Origin of the sequence: Paenibacillus graminis (assembly GCF_000758705.1) — a bacterium.
Classification (GTDB): domain Bacteria; phylum Bacillota; class Bacilli; order Paenibacillales; family Paenibacillaceae; genus Paenibacillus_AQ; species Paenibacillus_AQ graminis.
The window spans coordinates 5,659,617-5,677,337 of record NZ_CP009287.1 but is presented as its reverse complement, the minus strand read 5'-3'; the positions used below and the strand labels follow the sequence as shown (position 1 = coordinate 5,677,337).

Here is a 17,721-nt window from a genome sequence, read left to right as displayed (position 1 = left end):
CCGGACTGCATTTTCTTACATGGGAAAGAAGGAATTTGCCTGGCCCGGCACGAATGAATGAGAATGGGGGGACAGGCAAATGACAGTACAATCCAAGCATGTAAGGATAAAGGGCATCAAGGATGGCCTGGTATTCCTGCTAGACGACAAGTGCCCCTTTGAAGATCTCTTAAGCGAGCTTCGCTATAAGCTGGAGCACAGCCATCAGAATATATTGACCGGACCGATTGTGCATGTGGACATTAAACTGGGCAGCCGGTCTGTGTCCGAAGAAGAGAAAGAAGCTGTGCTGGACATTCTGAAGAGCCAGGGGAATCTGCTGATCCGTTCCATAGAAGCCTTGGAAGAACCAGGCGGCAAGGACACTGATGCCCTGTTTATGGTCAGCGGAATGATTCGTTCCGGACAGGTCCTGCACCATGAAGGGAATCTGTTGTTCCTGGGTGATGTGAATCCCGGAGGGTCGGTTACCTGCACGGGTGATATTTATATTCTTGGAGCACTGCGTGGCATGGCTCATGCCGGGGTCGGCGGCAATCAGGAATCCATTATTGCCGCATCCTTGCTGTCGCCTACACAATTGCGGATTGCTGACGTTATCAGCCGCCCACCGGATGAATGGGAAACCCGGGAAAGCAGCATGGAATTTGCCTATCTATCGAGCGGTGCTATGCAAATCGACAAAATTCATAATATAGTCAAATTACGTCAGGGTTTAAATGTTTTTAAAGGGGTGTAGCCTCCATGGGAGAAGCGATTGTCGTAACCTCGGGCAAAGGCGGAGTGGGCAAAACAACCACAACGGCCAATATTGGCACCGCGCTTGCATTGCAGGGCAAAAAAGTATGTCTGGTCGATACCGACATTGGACTGCGGAATCTGGATGTGGTCATGGGGCTGGAGAACCGCATCATTTATGATCTGGTCGATGTTGCGGAAGGACGCTGCCGTCTGAATCAGGCGCTGGTCAAGGACAAGCGTTTTGATGAGCTGTACATGCTCCCTGCGGCCCAGACCAAAGACAAGACCTCCGTTACACCGGAGCAGGTGAAGGATATCATTCTTGAACTCAAAAAGGAATATGAATACATCCTGATCGATTGTCCGGCCGGGATTGAGCATGGCTTCCGCAATGCCATTGCCGGAGCAGACAAGGCGATTGTGGTGACTACGCCGGAGCATGCTGCCGTGCGGGATGCGGACCGGATTATCGGCCTTTTGGAGCAGTCGCACGTAGAATCGCCTAAACTGGTTGTTAACCGGATTCGGCCTGGACTTATCAAATCAGGGGATATGCTGGATATTGAAGATATCCTGCAGGTGCTGAATATTGATTTGATTGGTATTGTCCCCGATGACGAACTGGTGATCAAGGCAGCGAACAGCGGGGAGCCTACCGTCATGAATCCCGATTCCGCAGCGGCAATCGCTTACCGTAATATCGCCCGGCGGATACTGGGGGATGCGGTACCACTCATGCAGCTGGACAAGAAACCGGGGGCCTTCAAGAAGTTGAAGAAGTTTTTCGGTATGGGTTGAACGGACTCAAAGTTCCGGCCAGCATTGCAAGCTTCAGCACAAAGATCCCGCCAGCAGATTCGTCTGCGGCGGGATCTTTGTGCTTATATTAGGAAATTATACAATACAAAAAAATGTAGATTACTTGAATGTTGCCGGAGGTGCAGGAGCAATCGGGTCCATCGGCAGCATCAAGCGGACAGAGAAGACGCTATTTTGCAAAAAAGCTCATCTTGTTAGATGATTCGGACACAGGAGCCGATGAACAAGCGATAGTTGGAAAAAGGGAACTTATTTTTCCAGAAAATCAACAATTGCGAAATTTAGGTGGAAAAAGATACTTATTTGGTCTATTTTACTCCACCAAGGGCGAAATGAACTGAATTAGTGTGCCTTATTCCACTTCATCTGCGGGGAACAGAACGTTGGGGCAAATTGCTTAGAGTTGCCGCAGGATTCATGCAGGGCGTTGATTTAAATAAATTCACCGATAGGAGCGTCAGGTGCTAGAAAGCGGGAAGAGGAATTTAAGTTCACTGCTCCACCTGAGTTTGTTACGATTCAAATAGGAAGTTCCTCACAAAATGTATCTGAACTGTACATCTTTGGTTTCTATTTCTATTCCTTGTACCTGCGGGGCTTGTTCTAAAGCGGCTGGAGTCTTTCATAAAATAAAAGTAAAACAAGCCCGCCGGAGGGATCAATATGGAACAGAAATCAGGTATTAAAGGCCGCCGCAAGGAACGCATCCGCAGCCTGCTGGAGCTGGACGATTCTCCGCAAACAGCTGTGCCGCCGCTGTATGCACGGTCTGACGAGCCAACTACGTTCAAGGAATGGGGAGAGGGCACAGTCCATGGTTTTTCCACAGACCGCGAGCCTGACCCTGAGGCCCTATGGAAGCAGCGGCGCGGGGGCTGGGTGGATGAAGGGGGAGGGGACAAGCCGCGTTTTGCTTCGGGTTTTATGCGGAGAACCATTGCGAGCATTGTTGTTTTTGGTGCAGTGTGGGGAATCTTTACTATCCAGCAGCCCTGGGCACTCAAAACGCAGGCTTTTATTACCGATGCGCTCAGCAGGGATATGGATTTTGCCGCCGCGCAGGTCTGGTATGAGGAGCATTTCAGCGGAGCCCCGGCGTTTATTCCGATCTTCGGCGGTGAGGATCAGCCGGCAGAGAAGGTAACCGCCGCCCATGACCTGACCACCCCGCTTGCAGGCAGCATTGTCCGGCCTTTTGCTGCTACAATGAATGGTGTGGAGATTATGCCTGCAGAAGATTCAAACAGTACGCTTACAGTGAGAAGTGTAGATACGGGGAGGGTGCTGTCCGTTGCCAGAGAAACGCAGGGCGGAATTCGGATCACGGTACGCCATACCGGGGATATAACGGCTGAATACGGGCATCTGAGCGGGACGAAACTGGCAGCGGATGACTGGGTACAAAGCGGAGATGCTGTAGGCTGGCTGGAGAAACCGGAGAATGCTTCAGTGCCGCTGCTATTTTTTGCAATTATGAAAGACAAGACTTATATTGATCCCGCTGAAGTGGTATCGTTTGATTAGGATCAGGGGTATCGAGCTGTCGCTGCACCCGCTGTTTGTTCTGATCATGCTGCTCTCTGTGGTCACAGGCCAGTTTCTGGAACTGCTGACGCTGTTCACAATTGTGTTCATTCACGAAATGGGACATGTCTGTGCAGCGCTGCTTTGCGGGGTTCATGTAAAATCGGTGCAGCTGCTGCCTTTCGGAGGGGTAGCCGTGATGGAGGATCATGGGCGTCTGACCGCTGTCCGGGAGATAGGCATCGCTATAGCCGGACCGCTGCAGAATGTGCTGCTGATCGTTATGGCCTACGGACTCCAGCAGACCGGATATGGCGCTAGTAGGTTTCTGGATTATTTTATACAGGCCAATGCGATTATCGCATTATTTAATCTTCTGCCTGTCCTCCCTCTGGATGGCGGCAAAATCTTTCAGGCGATGCTTAGTCTGCTGCTTCCCTACTATGCCACTTTGCTATGGTGCGGCAGAGTGAGCATCGCGGCGAGTGTGCTGATGGTCGGGTATGCAATGCTGCCGCTCGGCACAGGTGGAGGGCTCCGGCTGAACCTGTTGATGATCGGGGCTTTTCTTCTCTATTCGAACCTTACGGACCAGCGTAATTTGCCTTACCGCTTCGTTTCCTTTTTGATGAACAGAGAAGCTGTATATGAACGCTACCAGCAATCGGGAAGTGCTGCGCGTCCAATTGTTGCCTTTTCTGCGAAACCTTTGGATGATATATTGCGTCTATTTAAACGTAACCAGTATCATTTTATCTATGTGATGAATGAGGATAAGAGCATCGTGGCCGTTGTACCGGAGCAGAAGCTGATCTCTTCTTATTTTGGAATGTAAATATGGACTTGAACCATCCCGCTGCTAAGATGACGGAGAAAGATCGATTGAAACCAGAGGTGAAGTCATGAAGCAAATGATCGTTCACTGCACACAGCGTGTTACCCGGATGGCCCTTCTGGACAATGGGAGTCTGGTCGAATATGCAGCCGAACGTGATCAGCAGCAAGGGCTGGTCGGCAGTTATTACAAAGGACGGGTCATGAATGTGTTGCCGGGCATGCAGGCGGCTTTTGTTGATATCGGGCAGAAGAAGAACGCTTTTTTATATGTTGATGATGTGCTGCATCCCCATCTGGAGCGACAGCCGGAGGTGAAACCTTCCATCGAGACGCTGCTGCAGCCCGGCCAGGAAATAGTGGTCCAGGTGAGAAAAGAGCCGCGGGGCGGCAAGGGTGCCCGTGTAACAACCCACTATACGCTTCCGGGACGATGGATGGTGTACATGCCCTTTGCAGATTATGTCGGCGTATCCAAAAAAATCAGCCGTGAATCTGAACGTGCCCGGCTGAAGGCCATTGGCGAGCGTCTGCGGCGGCAGGAAGAAGGAATTATTATGCGGACCGTCTCGGAGGATGAACCGGTGGAAGCTGTGGAAGGCGACCTTTCCTTCCTCCGCTCCCAATGGGAAATGATTACCCGCCGGGCGCAGGAGAGTACAGCACCGGCTCTGCTTCACTCGGATCTCAGCATTGTCCAGCGATTCATCAGGGATGCCTTCAATCCGCAGCAGGATGAGCTGATGATTGACTCGGCGAAGGCGGTCCGGGAAGCGGAGGCTTTTCTAAACGATATGGCTCCTGGGAAGTACAAGCCCGTCCGCTTTTATCAAGGACAGGAGTCGATCCTTGCCGCGTACGGGGTGCAGGAGCAGCTTCATCGAAGCTTCGGACGCAAGCTCACCCTGGAGGGCGGGGCAACGCTGATCTGGGATGAGACGGAGGCCCTCACCGTCATTGACGTCAACACTGCGCAATACACGGGCGGAACTTCACTGGAGGAGACGGTAACGCGCACAAATCTGCTGGCGGCGGAGGAAATTGGACGTCTGATCCGCTTGCGGGATACGGGAGGCATTATTATCATTGATTTTATTGATATGCAGCGTGAAGAGCACCGGAAGATGGTTACGGAACGCCTGGAGAGAGTCATCAGCCGCGACCGCACACAAACGCATATTCTTGGGTGGACCCATCTGGGGCTGCTGGAGATGACCCGCAAGAAGGCCAGACATGACTCAGCGGGCTTTGCCCCGGTGATTTGCCAATGCTGCGGAGGCACGGGCAAAGTCGGCGCGTGGCTGGAATAGCGCCTGGTATTACAGGAGCCCGTTTTAGTTTTTCTCTGCCATTGACTGAACATAATATGTGTGATATTATCTTCAAGTATGTGTTTGGTTGTTCTAATCCTGCACATGCTGCAACCGCTCCGATCGGGTACATAAGCGCGGTTCCTCCGGGAATTTGCCACCTAGACTAGGCGAGTCTGAGACATGAGGAGGTGCAAGTACAATGTATGCAATTATCGAAACTGGCGGTAAACAATACAAAGTCCAAGAAGGCGACGTATTGTTCATTGAGAAGCTGGATGCTGAAGACGGCGCAAGCGTAACGTTTGACCGTGTATTGGCTGTTTCCAACGATGGCGGTCTGACTGCAGGAACTCCGCTGGTAAGCGGCGCGTCTGTAACAGCTAAAGTCGAGAAGCATGGTAAGGGTCAGAAGGTTGTAGTTTTCAAATACAAACCGAAGAAGAACTACCACAAGAAACAAGGTCATCGTCAACCGTACACCAAAGTAACAATCGAGAAGATTCAAGCGTAAGAAGGTGCGTTAATGATTAACGTGCGGATTACTCGGGTTTCTGCTCAGGGTGCGATTGTCGGTTTTGCTGTAAAAGGGCATGCGGAATACGCAAGGAAAGGCTGGGATATCGTATGCGCCGGTGTTTCCACAGTTACATTTGGAACGGTGAATTCGATTGAAGAGCTGACTGGAGTAGTTCTGGACACCTCGATAGACGATGGTTTTCTAAGCGGAACTCTGGTTCCGGTAGAGGATCCTGAGGTTTCAGCCAAGATCCAGCTCCTGCTGGAATCGATGGTCGTGATGCTCGGCAATATTGCAGAATCATACGGGAAGTATATTAAGATACAGCAAGTCATTATTTGAAGAAGGAGGTTGACCAACATGTTGAAATTGGATCTTCAATTTTTCGCATCGAAAAAGGGTGTAGGTTCCACAAAAAACGGACGTGACTCCCATTCCAAACGTCTTGGCGTGAAACGTGCTGACGGTCAAGCAGTTACCGGCGGCAACATCCTGGTTCGTCAACGCGGAACCAAAATCCACCCGGGCACAAACGTAGGCATCGGTAAAGATGATACCTTGTTTGCTCTGGTTGATGGTGTAGTGAAGTTCGAACGTTGGGGACGCGATCGCAAAAAAGTGAGCGTGTACCCGGTTGATGTCGCTCCGGTAGCAGCGGCACTGGAAGCGTAAGCTTTCGGAAATCAAATTGCAGGTAGAAGCCTCCGGCATGAGTGCCGGGGGCTTTTTTTCAGGAATAATAAATGCTGGTGATTGCCGAGAAAGCCTGTGTTATACTGGAAAATGGTAATTATCAGTGAAGAGAAACAGTTGAATGGGCATGAATTTTGCGAACTGAGGAACGGGGAGAAAGAATGAAATCCTGGAAATGGTTGATCTGGGCAGTCATGTTATCCGTAATGCTTCCTTTAGGTCTCTTGTATTGGCACACTTCCCTTTTGACATTCCTGCTGCTTGCCGTATGGGTAGCTGCAGTGCTTGCTTACAGCTTTTTTTACAACCGGCGTCATTTTGAAGAGGAGCTGCGCCTACAGGAGAAGACTTTACAGCAGGCGGCGAACCGGACACTCAATCATCATCGTCATGACTGGATGAATGATCTGCAGGTGCTTTACGGATATATCCAGCTCGGCAAGCCTGATAAATCCTTGGAGTGTGTGGGAAGAATAAAGGAGCGGATTGCCTTGGACAGCCGGATCGCTAAGCTCGGCATTCCTTCGCTTGTATTCTATTTGCAGTCTTTCCGCACCTTAAGAAGCAGCCTGGAGCTTGAAGTGCAGGTCGAAGAAGGACTGCAGCTGGAGAACAAGCTCAGCCCGGATACGGGAGAAGAGCTGACACAGGTGATCATGCAGACGGTGAGGGCTTATCAGTACAGCGGACTCGCCCCGGAGGGCGATACACGGAAGCTTCTGCTCGGTTTTGCACAGGATGGAGGAGACATTCTGATCTCTTTCGAAAGCGAGGGTGATCATGGCGATCCCGAGCTGCTGCAGGGGCAAATTTATAATATAGTGCAGGGGAAAATTATCAAAGCAGAGCAGCCTGGACGGGGGAATCCCAATGTTGAGCTTCGGCTGCCTCTGGGAATGTAAGGAAGGTGAACATGAATGTTCGTAGATAAAGCTAAGATTTATGTAAAAGGCGGCGACGGCGGCGATGGTCTGGTGGCTTTTCGCCGGGAGAAATATGTCCCCGAAGGCGGGCCGGCCGGTGGTGACGGCGGACGTGGGGGAGACGTGATCTTCCGTGTGGATGAAGGCTTGCGCACACTGATGGATTTCCGTTATCAGCGCCATTTCAAGGCAGAGCGCGGAGTGAAAGGGCGTAACAAAAGCCAGCACGGGGCGAACGCTGAGCACATGATCGTACGCATTCCTCCGGGAACCGTATTGATCGATGATGATACCAAAGAAATAATTGCCGACATGACCCGTCACGGCCAGCAGGTCGTGGTTGCGCGCGGCGGCCGGGGCGGCCGGGGAAATACGCGCTTTGCCACAGCGGCAAATACTGCTCCTGAATTGGCGGAGAATGGGGAAGAGGGCCAGGAACGCTATATCGTGATGGAGCTGAAGGTGATGGCGGATGTGGGGCTTGTGGGCTTTCCAAGCGTGGGCAAATCCACACTGCTCTCTGTCGTTTCCGCTGCACAGCCGAAGATCGGCGCGTACCACTTCACAACCATTACTCCGAATTTAGGTGTAGTGGATGTAGGAGATGGCCGCAGCTTTGTCATGGCCGATCTGCCTGGACTTATTGAAGGAGCAAGTGAGGGCGTAGGTCTGGGGCATGAATTCCTGCGTCATGTGGAACGCACCCGGATTATCATCCATGTTGTGGACATGTCCGGGTCCGAAGGGCGCGATCCCTTTGAGGATTGGGTGAAGATTAATGACGAACTGAGGCAGTATAATGCCGGTCTCATTGACCGTCCGCAGATCGTAGCAGCCAACAAGATGGATATGCCTGAATCGGAGGCGAATCTGGCTGCTTTCCGCGAGAAGGTAGCGGAGCTTCGGCCCGATCTGGAAATTATGCCGATTTCTTCACTTACCCGTCAGGGAGTGCAGGAACTGCTATACCGGGCGACGGATATTCTCGACAGCATCCCGGTGGCGCCGGTTGTGGAAGAAGTAGCAGAGACCAAAGAACGCAAGGTATACAAGCTCGAGGCAGAAGAGGACAACTCCTTCACCATTACGCGGGACAACGATGCCTTTGTGGTCAGCAGCCCGCGGATTGAGCGGATGCTGAAGCGGATGCAGCTCAGTACACATGATGCCATACTTAAGCTCGCGCGCACACTGCGCCACATGGGTGTAGACGCCGAACTGCGCAAACGTGGTGCTGTGGAAGGGACTATTGTCCGGATCGCTGATTTCGAATTCGAGTTTGTAGAGAACAGCAGTTATTATTGATGCTGCTGATTTGAAACTGAACCAACCGCCGACTATGCTTTCCCGGATAAGGGAGGGCATGGTCGGTGTTTTTTTGCAAAAAGAACCCAAATTATGCCTGAGTCGTATACAATTAAGTAGGGAAATTTCCAAGTCAACAACCGATATATAAACTACATACCTATGATCAGGAAAGAAGGATAGGCAGATGGCAATCATTGAAGGTGCCGGTATGATGAATACAGGCTTGGGTCTTGGAATGGGGCTTGGATTTGCCGGACCGGCTTCCGAGATGATGAACCGGATGACCAGAGGCATCATCATGGATGGCGGGACTTCTGCAGCGGGCAGCACGGCTAAGGCATGTCCAGGCTGCGGCATTGGCAATTCTGCTGAGGCCCGTTTCTGCAGCGGCTGCGGCCGCAGCTTTCAGCAACCGCAGGCAGAAAGCACTTCAGCTGACACCGCGTCTTGCCGGAGTTGCGGGGAGCAGGTCGTGCCCGGTGCCAAGTTCTGTCCACATGCGGAACCAGTGTGATTATACCCTGTGCAGGTTGTGGACATGTGCTGCAGCCGGGTCAGAAGTTTTGTCCGGAATGTGGAACAAGGGCCGGATAAAAGGAGCGTATCATGAATAGAAATAGAAAATATGCCAGTTGGTTTACAGGGGTTTACGCCGCAGTTGTCATGCTCACGTTATTGTCCCTGGTTATGCTGGGTTTAGCTGATTCTGTATTCCGTACAGTGGTATCCATGATTGCCCTGCTTACTGCAGAAAGTGCAGTCTATGCCTATAGCCTGTTCTGGCTGCGGACGGCCGGGACCGCCAAGCGGACTCCGCCAGTCCTCTTGAGCGGGGCTTTAATTATGGCCGTGTATACGGCAGTAGTCTTCTTTTCGGCAATTGTGCTGGACTGGATGCTGGCGCTGCGGCCTTACTGGTATGCTGGGGGCAGTTGATCGTGCTGATCCTGAGTGCCATAGCGCTGGGGGAGATTGGGCTGTATGGGTGGAATGCCGGGGTCCAGGAGCAGAGAACGGCTGATGCCAGCCGAAGTCTCCGCCTTCATCTGATGGAGATAAATGAAATTGAAACGGCCGCCCGGACCTGGAATAACCCGGGGGCCGAAGAATTGAAACAGCTGCTCATGGATCTGGAAGAACAATTCAAGTACAGCGACCCCATATCAGACCCGGCAATGTATGAGACGGAGGATATCATCAGCCAGCAGATCTCCCTGCTGCATGATCATGTAGCACTGCTGCTTGTGTTGCAGGAACCCCCGGCAGACTGGAAAGAACAGACGGAAGGCTTGGCCGAGAGTATTGCCGGCACGCTTCAGCGGCGTAACCAGGAGCTTGCGGCACTGAAATAGGAGGATTGCACTACATGAATATGTTGACTGGAGAAGAGGGGCAGGACATGCTCCGCTTGCCAAAATATGACCGGACGACATTTGATTATGCGATTATCATCATGAGTTACCTCTTATGCCGCTGGGGCTGATTCTTGCCTTAGTGCGTTTTATGGGCAGCCACTTTAAAAATTACCGAAAACCAGTCAACATCAGTCTGTTATACCATGTTTTTATGGGCGGCTTTGTACAGATGATGGTATTTGTGATGTACACGGTAACTTTGGAGCCTATCGATACAGTTACCTTTATTTTTATGCTGGTACTGGTTGCGGTGTTTCTGCTGCTCCCTGCTTCCGGCTTCGCTGCCAGCGCGGCTAAGGCCAGGTTCAAATTTTCGCAGCTGGCCAACGCCTATGTGCAGCTGATCAATGATGGCGGCATACGCTACCTCGGCAATCTTTCCGAACAGACCGGACAAAGTGAAAGTGATGTGCGCCGGGATCTCCTGTATCTTCAAAGTCACGGTGCGTTATCTGCTGGTCTGGTTATGATTGAAGGGCGCGCTGCAACGGTACCTTAGGAGCTTTTTCGGGAAGGCTTATCTTCTCTCCTCGGTTCAACCGGCGGGCAGGCACAGCCTGTCCCGCAGCCGGCAGCACCGTCACCGCCGCAATTGCCTAAATCTGTCCGCTGCCCGGGCTGCGGAGCGCAAAATACCGTTTCGCCCGGCCAGGCGAAGAATTGTGATTACTGCGGAACCACAATAGCCTATAGCTGATCAGACAATAGTGCATTAAAAGGATTACCCCCGGATGTACGGGGGTTTTGCTGTATTTCTGCTCAGTAAGTGAAAAGTTATTGCAATCTACAGCGGTCATCCCGTATAATGTCCACTATGTAAACACAAAAGTCTTTGGGGTGAGGACGTTCGTGAAAGAACGCTATTATTTGGTCCGTGAGGATATACTGCCTGACGCTGTATTGAAGACCATGCAGGTCAAACAGCTGCTTGAGGCAGGTGATGCCAAGACGGTACATGAAGGTGTAGAACAGGTTGGGCTTAGCCGTAGTGCATTTTATAAATACAAGGATGGTATTCATTTAATCCATCAGCTGGAACGAGAGCGTATTGTAACGATCTCCATTGATCTGGAGCATGAATCAGGTATGCTGTCCAAGGTGTTGGGATCCGTTGCTGTTCATGGCGCCAATGTGCTGACGATTCACCAAAGTATTCCTTTGCAGGGGCGGGCCAATGTGGTTATCTCCGTGGAAATTTCACATTTAAACGAAGAACTGGGCGACATGCTGGACAGCCTGAAGGCGATTCCCGGAGTGAAGCGGGCCTTGATTATCGGGCAAGGGTAATGACGCTTCTCAACTTAGGAAGTTGCATTCTAAGTTATTTCAAGTAATACAGCTTCATAAAACTTAAGCTTATGCTTTCGATGTAGTTTTGTTCGAAGCGAATTCAGGAAAGTCATGCTCACAAAACTTTTAGGAGGATTCAAATGAAGCCGGTCAAAGTGGGGTTGCTGGGTCTGGGAACAGTAGGTACGGGAGTAGTCCGTATCGTGGAAGGAAATCAGGAGGATCTGAGCAGCCAGGTGGGCTCCCCGATTCTCATTGAACGCATTGCCGTTAAGAATACTGAGAAACCCCGGGATATTGAAGTGGATGCAGCCGTAATCACCGATGATCCCTGGGACGTCATCCGTGACCCGGAGATTGACGTCATTGTAGAAGTGATGGGTGGAATCGCGGGAACGAAGGAATACATCCTGGAGGCGCTGGAACGCGGCAAGCATATCGTGACGGCCAACAAGGATTTGATGGCGCTGCATGGCTCGGAGATTCTGGCGAAGGCGCAGGAGAAGCAATGCGATGTGTTTTATGAGGCCAGTGTGGCTGGAGGCATTCCGATTATCCGCACGCTGATCGAAGGCTTTTCCTCTGATAAAATCGTGAAGATTATGGGCATCGTAAACGGAACCACTAATTACATACTGAGCAAAATGAGTCAGGAAGGCGCATCCTATCATGATGTGCTGAAGGAAGCGCAAGAACTCGGATATGCCGAATCGGACCCAACCTCCGACGTCGAAGGGCTGGATGCAGCACGCAAAATGGCTATTCTCGGCACACTTGGCTTCCGGACCAATGTGGAGCTGAGTGATGTCAGTGTCAGCGGCATTTCCGGAGTGAGCAAGGAGGATATTGCTTTTGCCAAAAGGCTTGGATACGAAATGAAGCTGCTGGGCATTGCCGAGAGTCATGAGGATGAATTCAGCATCAGCGTGCAGCCGACAATGATCCGGACCGGTCACCCGATCGCTTCCGTCAACGGCGTGTATAATGCGGTATACGTGTACGGTCAGGCTGTTGGAGAAACGATGTTCTATGGTGCAGGAGCAGGCGCTATGCCTACAGCTACATCCATCGTAGCGGATCTGGTCGCCGTTATTAAGAACCTGAAGCTGGGCGTTAACGGGCTAAAGCAGATTGTACCTTACAAACAGAAGAAGCTTAAGCGTGACGAAGACATCTTTTATAAGAATTTTCTGCTGCTGCATGTTGATGATAAGGCCGGTGTACTGGCAAAAATTACACAGGTATTCGCGGAGTATGATGTCAGCCTTGATTCCGTGGTGCAGCAAGCCAATCCGAATAATCCGGATGCGGAGATTATTATCGTGACGCACAATGCCAGCAAGGCGAGTATGAATAAAGTAATGCGGCATCTGGAGCAGCTTAAGGTCATTCACCGGATTAAGAGCCACTATCGGGTAGAAGGCTAAACCTTGAATTCCTGCTTACAGCTCCACGCAAAAATAATGAAGGAGATTTACCAGCTATGAGTATGTACGGAAGGTCTAGAGTTAAAGTACCCGCGAGCACCGCTAATCTGGGGCCGGGATTTGATACGCTGGGCATGGCGCTTTCACTATATGCCTGGATTGAAATGGAGGAATCTGCAGAGACCGAATTTCATCTTTACGGAGATGAGATGGCAGGTGTGGCCAAGGATAAAAGCAATTTGCTTTACCAGGTAGCACAAATGGTTTTTTCGGAAGCGGGTGTAACCATTCCGGAGCTATCCATCACCATGTACTCCGATATCCCCCTTACCCGTGGTCTGGGGAGCAGCGCTTCAGCAATTGTCGGCGGAATGGCGGCGGCCAATGCCATGATTGGTTCCCCCTTGAGCAACGCGCAGCTGTTCGATATGGCCACAGCCCTGGAAAAGCATCCGGATAACGTAGGAGCCTCGCTTTTCGGCGGCATTATCACAGCTGTCTGGGATGGTGAGCATACGGATTACATCCGGATTGAGCCTCCTGAGGAGCTTGAGATTCTTGTAGTCATTCCTGAATTCGAGCTGTCGACTTCCAAAGCGCGCGGGGTGCTTCCATCTCAGATCACGGTGGGAGATGCTGTTCATAATATCAGCCGGACTTCGCTGTTAACGGCTGCCCTGGCCGCAGGCCGGCTTGATCTGATCGGCCGCGCCATGCAGGACCGGCTGCATCAGCCTTACCGGGCACCGCTGGTGCCTGGGATGGAGAAGCTGCTGGCCGAGGCGACAGGGCATGGGGCACTGGGAATTGCACTGAGCGGTGCAGGGCCCACCCTGCTATGCATGGTTGACCGGCAGGAGAGCCGCAAGCCGGAGCTGGAGCTTTTTCTGAAACAAACAATGGAGGAGCATGGTATTCCCGCGCGTACCTGCTGGCTGCTGCCTAGTTCATCAGGTGTGGTCGCAGAACGGATTGAAATAAACCAGATGCAAAACGAATCATTTTTGGATATGATAAAAGGAGAAAAACATTTATGAAATCAATAGCAGTGTTGCCGCAGGGCTCGGTGTCGCATGAAGCGCTGCTGCATCTATTCGGTGATGAGCCTGTAAATATTGAGCATCATAAGCTAATCTCCAATGTTTTTCTGGCTACGGCCAATGGAGTGACGGATTACAGTGTGATTCCCATTGAGAATACCATCGAGGGTTCGGTTAGTCTGCATATTGACTGGCTCATTAATGAAGTGAACCTGCCCATGCAGGCAGAGTGGATTTTCCCTTCCATACAGAATCTGATCAGTAATCCCAAGGAATTCACGGATGCTGAGGGCCATAAGGATTACAGTAAAGTGGTCAAAATCCTTTCTCATCCCGTTGCCATGGCGCAATGCCTGCAATTTATCCGCGACCACGCCCCCTGGGCCGAATTGGAGTCCGTCGGAAGCACATCCGAGGCAGTGGAGATTGTTTCGAACAATCCCGGCAAAGGCTGGGCTGCGATCGGCACAGCTCTTGGTGCTGCAACGCACGGGCTTGAGGTTGTAGAGCGGCAGGTGACAGACCATAATAACAATTACACGCGGTTTGTGCTTGTTGGCCATCAGAAGCTGGAGCTTCCCCGGAAGAGCAGCGGAGACAAGACTAGTATCCTGGTGACTCTGCCGGAGGATTTTCCCGGAGCGCTCCATCAGGTGCTGGCTGCATTTGCTTGGCGGCGGCTGAATTTATCACGTATAGAGTCACGGCCGACCAAGAAAAAATTGGGTACTTATTATTTTTATATTGATGTGATGGAACCGATCGAATCGGTCCTGCTGCCTGCGGCGATTGAAGAGATCCAAGCCTTGGGCTGCCAGGTGCGGATTCTGGGTTCCTATCCCACATACACCTATGAGGAAGAGAAAGCGGAGGTGCAGTAAATTCATGGCTGAGCAATGGATCTATCTGGATGGACAACATGTAACGAAGGAAAATGCAAAGGTATCCGTGTTTGATCACGGATTTCTATACGGAGACGGTATATTTGAAGGTATCCGTATCTACAACGGCAATATTTTTAAATGCAAGGAGCATCTGGACAGACTGTATGATTCAGCCAAATCCATTATGCTGGATATCCCGCTGACGTATGACGAAATGCTGGAGGCTATGGCTGAAACGATACGTCTCAATGACATGCGCAATGGATATATCCGCCTGATCGTTTCCCGCGGCCCTGGCAATCTGGGTTTAGACCCCCGCCGCTGTCCTGTCGCCAGTGTCATCATTATTGTTGAACAGCTGGCCATTTACCCGGAGCAGGCCTATCTGAACGGACTTCGTGCGGTATCCGTCTCCCAGCGCCGCAATATTCCGGATGCGCTCAACCCTAAGATTAAATCACTGAACTATCTTAATAACATCCTCGTCAAAATCCAGTCCAATCTGGCGGAAGCCGACGAGGCGATCATGATGAATGCCCAGGGGTATGTAACCGAGGGCTCGGGAGATAATATTTTTATTGTCAAAAGAGGCATAGTCTACACGCCGCCATGTTACCTGGGCGCACTTGAGGGCATTACCCGCCTGGCGATCATCGAGCTATGCGACAAACTGGGGCTGACTCTGAAAGAAGAGCCGTTCACTATGCATGACGTGTATATTGCCGATGAGGTTTTCTTCACCGGCACAGCAGCCGAAGTGATTGCAGCACGTGAAATCGACGGCCGCATTATCGGCGCAGGGCATGCAGGCCCGATTACGCTGCAGCTGCTTGAAGAGTTCCGCAACGTTGTAGATAAGGACGGCTATAAGGTTTGGGAGTGATCCTGGACTGCAGTACAAGCTCAAGTTCAAAAGCAAAAATCCTTTCATGCCCTGCATGAGAGGATTTTTTTTGCTTGAGGGATGTCAATCGCCTATGGGCTGCATAAGATGTAGTAACGAAGGAGGCGGCTGTACGCATATCAAGAAGCTGGAAGCAGAATAACCTGAGGAAGGCTTTCAGCACTGGAGTTTGCAGCATAGATGTACAGGATGCATGGCTTCAGGGGATTTGAGCATATGCTTCTACGCTGTTTTAGTACAACGCCGTTTACAAAAGTATAAGCCCACACCGCCGGCGTATGCTTTCCAAGCAAGCTTTGATACCCACAAACAAAACTTTTAGGAGGTTATTGCTGCGTGAAAATACACATGGTCAAATCAGGCGATACGCTGTATGCACTATCGCAAAAGTACGGAGTGCCGCTGCAAAAAATCATCGAGGCAAATCCCCAGATCAGCAATCCTGATGTGCTTGCCGTTGGGGATAAGGTGAAAATTCCTGCGGCTACAGTACCCGTTCCCGAGAACAATGAGGTCTATTACAAACATACTGTCAAGCAAGGCGACACCTTGTGGAAACTGTCCAAAGCATGGGGAATTACACTGAAAGATATGATTGATGCCAATACACAGTTGAAGAATCCGAATGCCCTCATGGTTGGTGAAATTGTCAATATCCCTAAAAAGGGAAGTCCCGCTGCTGTTGAACCCCAGTCCAATGCCAATGCTATAATTGACAAAACAAAGCTGGGTGCTAAAGATTATACCGGAGTCAAAGAGCAGCCGCCTGCTGAAGTATCACCTGTCTCAACAACGCCGCCTGCTCCGGCTCCTGCCCCGGCTCCTGAGCCAACCAAAGAGCCTGAAGCAGCTCCTGTAATTAACAAAGCTCCAGAAGTGTCACCTGTCGTAAACAAAGCTCCAGAAGTGTCACCTGTCGTGAACAACGCTCCAGAGGTGTCACCTATCGTGAACAAGGCACCAGAAGTGTCACCTATCGTGAACAAGGCACCGGAAGTGTCGCCTATCGTGAACAAGGCACCGGAAGTGTTGCCAGTTCATGAAATGATTCACGAATCCCAAAGCTTATTTGTGCAAATTTCAGTTCCGCCTCAGGAAGCTATGACCTATCAGATGCCTCAGGGGAAATCCAAATCAGAGGTCCAGCCAGCTTCCTGGCATGAGAATAAGACATCGCCGTGCGATAATTCATTCGGCTACCCGGGTTTAAGCGCAAATCCATATATCATGGATTCTCCACCGGCATATCCGCAGTATGAGCCTATGGCTGTAATGGGGATGAACACTGCCCCGAACTTTGTACAGCCGATGAACTATATGCAGGAGTGCCCGTCCCCATATGGCCTGTATCCGGCAACGGAGTTCCCGGGAGCTTGGTATCCGAACACAGCGCCGGTATATGAGAACACCAGTCCTGTCAGTGAAAATTCACCATATGGAATGCCTCAATACAGCGGACCATCCCAGAATTTGCCGTGGCCATCATGCGGTTGCGGTGCAGGGGGGCCGGTACAATCAGTTCAACCCTATTCCTATGAGCAGCCCATGTTTAACAATTATCCCGGCTATATGCAGCCGATGCCAGGCATGATGTCTCCATATGGCTTAGATATGAGTCCGCAGGCTTATGCAGCAGCGCCAACTACGTTTGCGGCACCTATGGTCTCCAGTATTCCGGCGTATCCGATGTACCCAGGAGTGGAGAATCTTGCGCATAACCGGGTACCTGAAATTCAGGAGCCTGAATTTCTTCAGCAGGAGGCAACTCCACCTGCAGAGGCAGAACGTTCTGAACCTGCGGTGATCAGTAAAGGCGGTACCACATCGTCCACAGCAAAAGTCAAGACCTCAGGCCTGCCTGCCAACACCAGCAGCAAAACTTCTGCGAAACAGCGCACCAATCAAAATGCCCGTAAAAACACAGCAAAGAAAAGCAAAAATCCATGGATTTCGAACTGAATTAATTATAAGCTAAGCTCATCAAGCATGTAGTGCCTGCATTATCACAATGCAGTGCTGCATGCTTCTTGTGATTTCTGCTGGGCAAATAGTCATGGATAGTGAAGCTTAAGAAGGCATATGGATTTGT

At 51.0% G+C, this 17,721-nt stretch carries 22 protein-coding genes and 1 other annotated feature; all 22 genes read left to right on the top strand.

Annotated elements, in window-relative coordinates:
- The first annotated feature begins 79 nt into the window (after positions 1 to 79).
- The 22 genes from minC (at position 80) to PGRAT_RS34100 (ending at position 17,591) form a co-directional block, all read left to right on the top strand.
- Positions 80 to 739 (top strand): septum site-determining protein MinC, encoded by a 660-nt coding sequence (gene minC, locus PGRAT_RS24545; protein WP_025706144.1) that lies wholly within the window; start codon positions 80 to 82, stop codon positions 737 to 739.
- Between the two features lie 5 nt (positions 740 to 744).
- Positions 745 to 1,539: a septum site-determining protein MinD gene (minD, locus tag PGRAT_RS24540; protein ID WP_025706145.1), complete on the top strand. Its 795-nt coding sequence runs from the start codon at positions 745 to 747 to the stop codon at positions 1,537 to 1,539.
- A gap of 128 nt (positions 1,540 to 1,667) precedes the next feature.
- Positions 1,668 to 1,901, top strand: a complete 234-nt coding sequence (locus PGRAT_RS24535) for a hypothetical protein (protein WP_025706146.1) — start codon at positions 1,668 to 1,670, stop codon at positions 1,899 to 1,901.
- Between the two features lie 322 nt (positions 1,902 to 2,223).
- Complete coding sequence (locus PGRAT_RS24530; RefSeq protein ID WP_025706147.1) at positions 2,224 to 3,084, top strand: M23 family metallopeptidase; 861 nt, start codon at positions 2,224 to 2,226, stop codon at positions 3,082 to 3,084.
- The gene (locus PGRAT_RS24525; RefSeq protein ID WP_025706148.1) at positions 3,077 to 3,919 is read left to right on the top strand and encodes a M50 family metallopeptidase; all 843 of its coding nucleotides are present in this window, start codon (positions 3,077 to 3,079) and stop codon (positions 3,917 to 3,919) included. Before PGRAT_RS24530 ends, PGRAT_RS24525 begins: the two co-directional genes overlap by 8 nt.
- Before the next feature lie 67 nt (positions 3,920 to 3,986).
- Positions 3,987 to 5,228, top strand: coding sequence for an Rne/Rng family ribonuclease (locus PGRAT_RS24520; protein ID WP_025706149.1), 1,242 nt, complete (start codon positions 3,987 to 3,989; stop codon positions 5,226 to 5,228).
- 102 nt (positions 5,229 to 5,330) lie between these two features.
- Positions 5,331 to 5,416: a sequence feature (ribosomal protein L21 leader region), on the top strand.
- A gap of 14 nt (positions 5,417 to 5,430) precedes the next feature.
- The gene (gene rplU / locus PGRAT_RS24515) at positions 5,431 to 5,742 is read left to right on the top strand and encodes a 50S ribosomal protein L21 (RefSeq protein ID WP_020429286.1); all 312 of its coding nucleotides are present in this window, start codon (positions 5,431 to 5,433) and stop codon (positions 5,740 to 5,742) included.
- Between the two features lie 12 nt (positions 5,743 to 5,754).
- A complete protein-coding gene (locus PGRAT_RS24510) occupies positions 5,755 to 6,090 on the top strand; it encodes a ribosomal-processing cysteine protease Prp (RefSeq protein WP_025706150.1) in 336 nt (111 codons plus the stop codon).
- An 18-nt stretch (positions 6,091 to 6,108) separates the two neighbouring features.
- The gene (gene rpmA / locus PGRAT_RS24505) at positions 6,109 to 6,420 is read left to right on the top strand and encodes a 50S ribosomal protein L27 (protein ID WP_019908993.1); all 312 of its coding nucleotides are present in this window, start codon (positions 6,109 to 6,111) and stop codon (positions 6,418 to 6,420) included.
- A 182-nt stretch (positions 6,421 to 6,602) separates the two neighbouring features.
- Complete coding sequence (locus PGRAT_RS24500) at positions 6,603 to 7,343, top strand: Spo0B domain-containing protein (protein WP_025706151.1); 741 nt, start codon at positions 6,603 to 6,605, stop codon at positions 7,341 to 7,343.
- 15 nt (positions 7,344 to 7,358) lie between these two features.
- Positions 7,359 to 8,669 (top strand): GTPase ObgE, encoded by a 1,311-nt coding sequence (gene obgE, locus PGRAT_RS24495; RefSeq protein ID WP_025706153.1) that lies wholly within the window; start codon positions 7,359 to 7,361, stop codon positions 8,667 to 8,669.
- A 187-nt stretch (positions 8,670 to 8,856) separates the two neighbouring features.
- On the top strand, positions 8,857 to 9,186 hold the full coding sequence (locus PGRAT_RS34110) for a double zinc ribbon domain-containing protein (protein WP_025706155.1): 330 nt from the start codon (positions 8,857 to 8,859) through the stop codon (positions 9,184 to 9,186).
- Positions 9,183 to 9,266, top strand: coding sequence for a zinc ribbon domain-containing protein (locus PGRAT_RS34995; RefSeq protein ID WP_420329522.1), 84 nt, complete (start codon positions 9,183 to 9,185; stop codon positions 9,264 to 9,266). Before PGRAT_RS34110 ends, PGRAT_RS34995 begins: the two co-directional genes overlap by 4 nt.
- Positions 9,267 to 9,278: 12 nt before the next feature.
- On the top strand, positions 9,279 to 9,608 hold the full coding sequence (locus PGRAT_RS24485) for a hypothetical protein (RefSeq protein ID WP_025706156.1): 330 nt from the start codon (positions 9,279 to 9,281) through the stop codon (positions 9,606 to 9,608).
- Between the two features lie 2 nt (positions 9,609 to 9,610).
- The gene (locus PGRAT_RS24480) at positions 9,611 to 10,024 is read left to right on the top strand and encodes a hypothetical protein (protein ID WP_025706157.1); all 414 of its coding nucleotides are present in this window, start codon (positions 9,611 to 9,613) and stop codon (positions 10,022 to 10,024) included.
- A gap of 115 nt (positions 10,025 to 10,139) precedes the next feature.
- A complete protein-coding gene (locus PGRAT_RS24475) occupies positions 10,140 to 10,586 on the top strand; it encodes a helix-turn-helix domain-containing protein (RefSeq protein WP_025706158.1) in 447 nt (148 codons plus the stop codon).
- Between the two features lie 350 nt (positions 10,587 to 10,936).
- Positions 10,937 to 11,374 carry an ACT domain-containing protein gene (locus PGRAT_RS24470; RefSeq protein WP_020429271.1) on the top strand — a complete coding sequence of 146 codons (438 nt, stop codon included), beginning with the start codon at positions 10,937 to 10,939 and terminating at the stop codon, positions 11,372 to 11,374.
- A 143-nt stretch (positions 11,375 to 11,517) separates the two neighbouring features.
- Positions 11,518 to 12,804, top strand: coding sequence for a homoserine dehydrogenase (locus PGRAT_RS24465; protein ID WP_025706159.1), 1,287 nt, complete (start codon positions 11,518 to 11,520; stop codon positions 12,802 to 12,804).
- Between the two features lie 56 nt (positions 12,805 to 12,860).
- Entirely contained in the window at positions 12,861 to 13,841 is a 981-nt protein-coding gene (gene thrB, locus PGRAT_RS24460) for a homoserine kinase (RefSeq protein ID WP_025706160.1), read from the top strand.
- Entirely contained in the window at positions 13,838 to 14,725 is an 888-nt protein-coding gene (pheA, locus tag PGRAT_RS24455; RefSeq protein ID WP_025706162.1) for a prephenate dehydratase, read from the top strand. The genes thrB and pheA overlap by 4 nt, the downstream gene beginning before the upstream one ends.
- Positions 14,726 to 14,729: 4 nt before the next feature.
- A complete protein-coding gene (gene ilvE, locus PGRAT_RS24450) occupies positions 14,730 to 15,611 on the top strand; it encodes a branched-chain-amino-acid transaminase (RefSeq protein ID WP_025706163.1) in 882 nt (293 codons plus the stop codon).
- A gap of 357 nt (positions 15,612 to 15,968) precedes the next feature.
- Positions 15,969 to 17,591, top strand: coding sequence for a LysM peptidoglycan-binding domain-containing protein (locus tag PGRAT_RS34100; RefSeq protein ID WP_025706164.1), 1,623 nt, complete (start codon positions 15,969 to 15,971; stop codon positions 17,589 to 17,591).
- Positions 17,592 to 17,721 lie beyond the last annotated feature (130 nt).